The 6,612-nt window shown below is 59.0% G+C and carries 5 protein-coding genes; 3 read left to right on the forward strand and 2 right to left on the reverse strand.

Annotated features, from left to right (window positions below):
* Nucleotides 1–193 precede the first annotated feature (193 nt).
* Nucleotides 194–964, reverse strand: coding sequence for an APH(3')-II family aminoglycoside O-phosphotransferase (locus tag OC445_RS12615; protein ID WP_198790655.1), 771 nt, complete (start codon nt 962–964; stop codon nt 194–196).
* A gap of 14 nt (nt 965–978) precedes the next feature.
* Nucleotides 979–1,683 carry a trehalose operon repressor gene (treR, locus tag OC445_RS12620; protein WP_089042368.1) on the reverse strand — a complete coding sequence of 235 codons (705 nt, stop codon included), beginning with the start codon at nt 1,681–1,683 and terminating at the stop codon, nt 979–981.
* Nucleotides 1,684–1,937: 254 nt separating this feature from the next.
* Between treR and treP the strand changes: the two genes are divergently transcribed.
* From treP to OC445_RS12635, 3 genes are all read left to right on the forward strand, one after another.
* On the forward strand, nt 1,938–3,380 hold the full coding sequence (gene treP / locus OC445_RS12625) for a PTS system trehalose-specific EIIBC component (RefSeq protein WP_034128010.1): 1,443 nt from the start codon (nt 1,938–1,940) through the stop codon (nt 3,378–3,380).
* A 122-nt stretch (nt 3,381–3,502) separates the two neighbouring features.
* The gene (gene treC, locus OC445_RS12630; protein ID WP_054897801.1) at nt 3,503–5,149 is read left to right on the forward strand and encodes an alpha,alpha-phosphotrehalase; all 1,647 of its coding nucleotides are present in this window, start codon (nt 3,503–3,505) and stop codon (nt 5,147–5,149) included.
* A gap of 166 nt (nt 5,150–5,315) precedes the next feature.
* Nucleotides 5,316–6,536: a maltoporin gene (locus OC445_RS12635; protein ID WP_054918301.1), complete on the forward strand. Its 1,221-nt coding sequence runs from the start codon at nt 5,316–5,318 to the stop codon at nt 6,534–6,536.
* Nucleotides 6,537–6,612: the final 76 nt, after the last annotated feature.

Raw genomic sequence — 6,612 nt, forward strand, 5'->3', positions numbered from 1 at the left:
GGCGGCATTCTACGAAAGGTTGAATCTGTTTGTCAGGTCGCTGCGTAATTCAACGGTAACAAGCTGCTTCGCCAGCAGAAGAGGGGCCGCTTTGCGCCCCAGCGGGAGCAAGCTCCCTCGCCACAGGGTCACATTGTGTCCTTAGGTGGTGGCATTACAGGCTTGAACAGGGGGGACGGCGGTACGCTCAGCGTCAGAAAAACTCATCCAGCAGACAATAGAACTTCATACGCTGCTCATCGGGCTCAACGCCATAAGCCTCAAAAAATGGCCTCACCCATGCCAGCCCCAGATTGCTTTCAATACTTCGTGCTGCCAAGGCAAGGTCTTGGAACCGATCGCTGACCCCCAGCCGTCCACAGTCGATGAAGCCGCTGAAACAACCCTCTGCCGCCATGAAATTCGGCAGGCAAGCGTCGCCATGGGTCACTACCAGATCATGAGTCTTTGGCTGAGTTGCCACCAGTTCAGCAAACACATCCTCAGCGCTTTGCCCCAGTCGCTCGTCGTCGAAGTCTGTCTCGTCCACGAGGCCGGCACTGACGTGCTGCTGTGCGCGTGCGATGCGCAGCTGGAGGGAGTGATCTAAGGGGCACAGTGCCACGGGTAACTGGTGCAAAGTACGCAGCGCGGTCGCCAGGATGTTGATAATTTGCTCGGCTGAAAGCTCGCTGGCGCTGGCCAGGTCCTGTCCCGGTACGGTGGTCATCAGCAACCAATGGCGGTGGGCCGCTGTAACTTCATCCAGGACCACAGGCGCAGGCAGACCCATTTGCTGCAGCCATCTGAGTCGATCAATTTCGTCTGCCAACTCACTGTGTTCCTCCAGGAGCTCGGATTTCAGGAACAGATCCGTGCCGCCGTCATGGCGCAGGCGAAAGACGTCAGCGCGCGATTCACCAATGGCCTGTTGTTCAATCAGTGCATGGGGAAATTGTTCCCGCCATTTGTGGGGAATATTCATCGTTGTCTCCGGCGTCAGCGCCGCGCCACATCAGAAAAATAAAACTTATCCAACGTATGCCGCGACTCGGTGTACTCGAACTGCCTTCCATCCTGCAAAAACGTCTGGTTACTCACCACAATCACATGGCTTTGCCCCTCCAGATCCAGATGCGCCTGGTCGTCCTTGCTGCGTGGCAGGGCTTCGATGGTGCGTTGCGCGTAGCTGATCTGCAACTGCAGCGTTTGCTCGATAAACGCGTAGATCGACTGCTCGGCGATGTCGCGGTCCAGGCCGGGAATCAGGTCGCTGATGAAGTGGTTGATGTCCAGAATCACGCGTTTGCCGCCGATGCGGCGCACCCGTTTGATGCGCGTGATCAGGGTGCCGGGTTCGGCCTCGATGTGCTGCAGCAGTGAGCCTTCCAACGGGATGTGGGTGAACTCGACCACGTCGGTACGTACGTCATCGCCCAGGTCTGCGTGGGTCTCGTGGAAGCTGACGATGCCGCCCAGTTGGAACTCGATCGGGTTGGGCGACAACACAAAGGTGCCCTTGCCGTGGATCTTTTGCGCAAAGCCACGTTCCTGCAACTGCTCGATGGCGCGCCGCACGGTGCCACGGCTGGCCTGGTAGGCGTCCATCAGTTCGGTTTCGGAGGGAAGGCGCGTACCGCGTTGCAGGCGCTCGGTGGTGATGCTGGCAAGCAGATCCGTATAGATCTGGTTGTATTTGCTCATGGGATGGCTCTTGCCCGGCGTTATGAAGGTGGACTGCGCGTTCAAGGCAGGAACCTTAGTGGCAGAGGTTGGGTTTGTCCATTGGACACCCGTGCCCGTAGGTGAAAAACCTGACGGAAAGATCGTATGAATAAACAAAAGTGTAACTCGTACAGACGAGTTGTTGATTTAACTCGTACAGACGAGTACTTTTCCCTCCTCGGCGTGCTGCCAACGACTGCCACCCATAAAAACAATCACAGTGGAAAACGAGCATGAGCCACGACTATTCAACGATTGCCCGCGAGATCCTCGACAACCTCGGAGGCCGCGAAAACCTTGAGCAGGCTGCCCATTGCGTGACCCGCCTGCGCCTGGCGCTCAAGGACCCCAGCCTGGTCAACAGCAGTGCCCTGAACCAGGTCGATCTGGTCAAGGGTTCGTTCTTTACCGGCGGCCTGTTCCAGGTGGTGATCGGTCCCGGCGAAGTGGAGAAGGTCTACGCCGCCCTGCGCGAACTGACCGGCCTTGCCGCTTCGACCATTGCCGACGTCAAGAAAGCCGGCGGCGACAAGGCCAACCCCATGCAGCGCCTGGTGCGGGTGTTCTCCGATGTGTTCATGCCGATCCTGCCCGCGCTGATCATTGCCGGCCTGTTGATGGGCGTGAACAACCTGATGGGCGCCAAGGGCATGTTCATCGAAGGCCAGACGCTGCTGGAGGCCTACCCGAATCTGGATGGCCTGTGGAGCCTGATCAACCTGATGGCCAACACCTCCTTCGTGTTCCTGCCGGCACTGGTGGGCTGGTCGGCGGCCAAGCGGTTCGGCGGTAGTGAAATCCTCGGCATCGTGCTGGGCCTGATGCTGGTGCACCCGGACCTGCTCAACGCCTGGAACTACGGCAAGGCGGTAGCCGGCCTCGACGGCCAGAGCCTGCCGTACTTCGATATCTTCGGCTGGTTCCAGATCGAGAAGGTGGGTTACCAGGGGCAGATCCTGCCAATCCTGATGGCGGCCTTTGTCATGAGCGTGATCGAGAAGTGGCTGAGGGCGCGGGTGCCGAATGCCATTCAACTGCTGGTGGTGCCGATCACCACCATCGTGGTCACTGGTGTGCTGGCCCTGGCAATCATCGGCCCGGTGACGCGTCACCTCGGCATCCTGATTACCGAAGGCCTGGTCACCCTGTTTGAAATCGCACCTATGATCGGCGGCGCGATTTTCGGCCTGCTCTATGCGCCGCTGGTGATCACCGGTATGCACCACATGTTCCTGGCCGTCGACCTGCAGCTTATTTCCACCCAGGGCGGCACCTTTATCTGGCCGATGATCGTCATGTCCAACCTGGCCCAGGGCAGCGCCGCGCTCGGGGTGTTCTACATGACTCGCAATGCGCGGGACAAAAGCATGGCCTCGACCTCGGCCATTTCAGCTTACTTCGGCATCACTGAGCCGGCGATGTTCGGGGTGAACCTGCGTTTCAAATTCCCGTTCTATGCCGCTCTGCTGGGCTCGGCGCTGGGCAGCATTTTCCTGTCGTTGAACAAGGTGCAGGCCTCGGCCATCGGCGTCGGTGGGCTACCCGGGTTTATCTCGATCGTACCGAGCGCCATTCCGATGTTCGTGATTGGCATGGTCGTGGCGATGGTCGTGCCGTTTGCGCTGACGTGCATGTTGAGCATGAAGATCGTTCGGCCTGGTTACCGGGTCGCCTGAAGATCGCTATCGCAGGCAAGCCAGCTCCCACAGTGATGTGTGAACACATTCAAATGTGGGAGCTGGCTTGCCTGCGATGAGGCCGGAAGGGCCAACACCCAACTCTACTGAAGGAATCCACCATGCAAACCTGGCAACACTCGGTGATCTACCAGATCTACCCCAAAAGCTTCCACAGCCACGCGGGTAACGCCACCGGTGACCTGCTGGGCATCGTGGACAAACTCGACTACCTCAAGTGGCTGGGCGTGGACTGCCTGTGGGTTACTCCGTTCCTGCGCTCGCCCCAGCGCGACAACGGCTACGACATCAGCGACTACTACGCCATCGACCCCAGCTACGGCACTATGGCCGACTGCGACCTGCTGATCAGCGAAGCCGCCAAGCGTGGTATCAAGCTGATGCTCGACATCGTGGTCAACCACACCTCCATCGAACACGAATGGTTCCAGCAGGCGCGCAGCAGCCTCGACAATCCCTATCGTGACTTCTACATCTGGCGTGACCAGCCGAACAACTGGGAATCCAAGTTCGGCGGCTCGGCCTGGGAATACGAAGCGCAGACTGGCCAGTACTACCTGCATCTGTTCGACCATACCCAGGCCGACCTCAATTGGGATAACCCCAAGGTACGCGCCGAAGTGTTCAAGATGATGCGCTTCTGGCGCGACAAAGGCGTGGGCGGCTTCCGCCTGGATGTGATCAACCTGATCTCCAAGCCCGCCGATTTCCCCGAAGACAACAGCGACGGTCGCCGTTTCTACACCGACGGCCCGAACGTGCACCAATACCTGCAGCAAATGCACCGCGAGGTCTTTGAAGGCCATGACCTGATCAACGTGGGCGAGATGTCATCCACCCGCCTGGAACACTGCATTCGCTACTCGAATCCAGCGTCGAAAGAGCTGTCGATGACCTTCAATTTCCATCACCTGAAAGTCGATTATCCGAACCTGCAGAAGTGGGTGAAGGCCGATTTCGATTTCCTGCAACTCAAGCAGATTTTCTCCGACTGGCAGGTGGGCATGCAGGCCGGTGGCGGCTGGAACGCGTTGTTCTGGTGTAACCACGACCAGCCACGGGTGGTCTCGCGCTTTGGTGACGACGGCGAATACCGCGTGGTCTCGGCCAAGATGCTCGCCACGGCGCTGCACTTTCTGCAGGGCACGCCATATGTGTATCAGGGCGAAGAGCTGGGCATGACCAACCCCGGCTTCGACAGCATTTCGCAATACCGCGATGTGGAAACCCTGAACATCTTCCGCCTCAAGCGCGACGCGGGAGAGTCCGAAGCTTCGAGCATGGCGGCGATCATGCAGAAGTCCCGCGATAACGGGCGTACGCCCATGCAGTGGAGCACCGAAGCGAACGCCGGGTTCAGCCGCGGTGAACCCTGGATCGGCATTCCCGCGAATGCTGCGCAGATCAATGTCAACAGCCAGATGGATGACCCGGATTCGGTGCTGCATCACTACCGCAGGCTGATCGACCTGCGCCGTCGCGAGCCGCTGATACAGCAAGGCGTTTACCGTGCGTTGCTGCAAGACCATCTCCAGGTCTGGGCGTACCTGCGTGAAGGTCATGGCGAGCGCCTGTTGGTACTCAACAACTTCTATGGATCGTCGTGCGAGATCCAACTGCCCGAAGGCGTGATCAACGCCGCAAACGAGCAACGCCTTCTGATCAGCAACTACCCCGATTGCCCGCTGCGCACAAGCACGATGGTGCTACGCCCTTATGAATCCTTCGTGCTGCACCTGACTGGTTGAAATGCCCCCTGTAGGAGCGAGCTTGCTCGCGAAGATCGCCAACGCTAACGCGCCCCTCCAGGTGTTGCGTGGAGGTTGCAAATTCTTCGCGAGCAAGCTCGCTCCTACAGGTGATCGCGTCACGCAAGACAGCAAGAAAAAACAATAAAAATAAAAGGAGCACTTCATGAAAACAACAATAAAACTGGGCCTTATTGCTTCCTGCCTCACGGTGCCTTTTGGCGCGCAGGCCCTGGAATTTGCCGGGTATTTGCGCAGCGGCGCGGGCACGTCAACGGGCAGCGGCAAGCAGCAATGTTTCCAACTGCCGGGTGCGCAAACCAAGTACCGCTTGGGCAACGAATGCGAGCAGTACGCCGAGCTGGAACTGCGTCAGGATTTGCTGACCCTCGATGACGGTTCGGTGTTCAGCGTCGATGCCATGGCTTCCCTCTATAACAAGTACGACCGTGCCCTGAAGTTCCAGGGTGAAAACAATGGCTCGGCGCGCATGCCGCAGATGTATGCGCAATGGTCCAACCTGCCCAGTCTCAATGGCGGTTCGCTGTGGGCCGGGCGGCGTTACTACAAACGTAACGACATCCATATTTCCGACTTCTACTACTGGAACCAGAGCGCCACCGGTGGAGGGATCGAGGACGTGTTGATCGGCGGCTTGAAATACAGCTACGCCCTGTCGCGCAAGGACAACCTGTACCAGAAGGAGTACGCCACCCGTCACGACTTCAACGTCGCAGGTTTCAAGACCAACGCCGGTGGCGAACTGGAACTTGGCTTGAGCTACATCGCCAAGGCCGGTGGGCGTGACACCAACAGTGGCTGGGCGCTGACGGCGCAGCATGTACAAGCGGCCTTCCTGGGTGGCAAGAACAAGTTTGCCCTGCAGTACGGCGAAGGCCCCGGCACCGGTCTGGGTTACACCGGCAATACCACGTTGGACAAAAGCAGCAAAAGTTACCGCGCCGTGGAGTTCTTTGATTGGCAAGTGACCCCGCGTTTCGGCGGGCAAGTCGAGGCGGTGTACCAGAAAGATGTGCGCCCAGGGCGTCAGGACCAGAACTGGATGTCGCTCGGTGTGCGTCCTGCGTATGCGCTCAGCGAGCAATTCAAACTGGTCACTGAGCTGGGGCACGATCAGGTCGAGGCCACCGGCGGTACGCGCAAATTGAGCAAATTTACCTTCGCCCCGACCTGGTCGCCCAAAGGTCCTGAGTTCTGGGCGCGGCCGGAAGTGCGGTTGTATTACACCTATGCGTCCTGGAACAAAGCGGCCAAGCGTGCGGCCAATGAGCTGGCGGCGGGCTCGGCGTTGTCCGACACCGGCGCCTATGGCACGGCGCGGCATGGGTCGAACGTCGGTGTGCAGGTCGAATATTGGTGGAAGTAAGCCGGGCTCGTGTGGGAGCGGGCTTGCTGTGGCGAGGGAGCTTGCTCCCGCTCGACTGCGCAGCAGTCGCAGGCTT

It is taken from the genome of Pseudomonas sp. Pse35 (assembly GCF_024519715.1).
In the GTDB taxonomy this organism is placed as follows: Bacteria; Pseudomonadota; Gammaproteobacteria; order Pseudomonadales; family Pseudomonadaceae; genus Aquipseudomonas; species Aquipseudomonas paracarnis.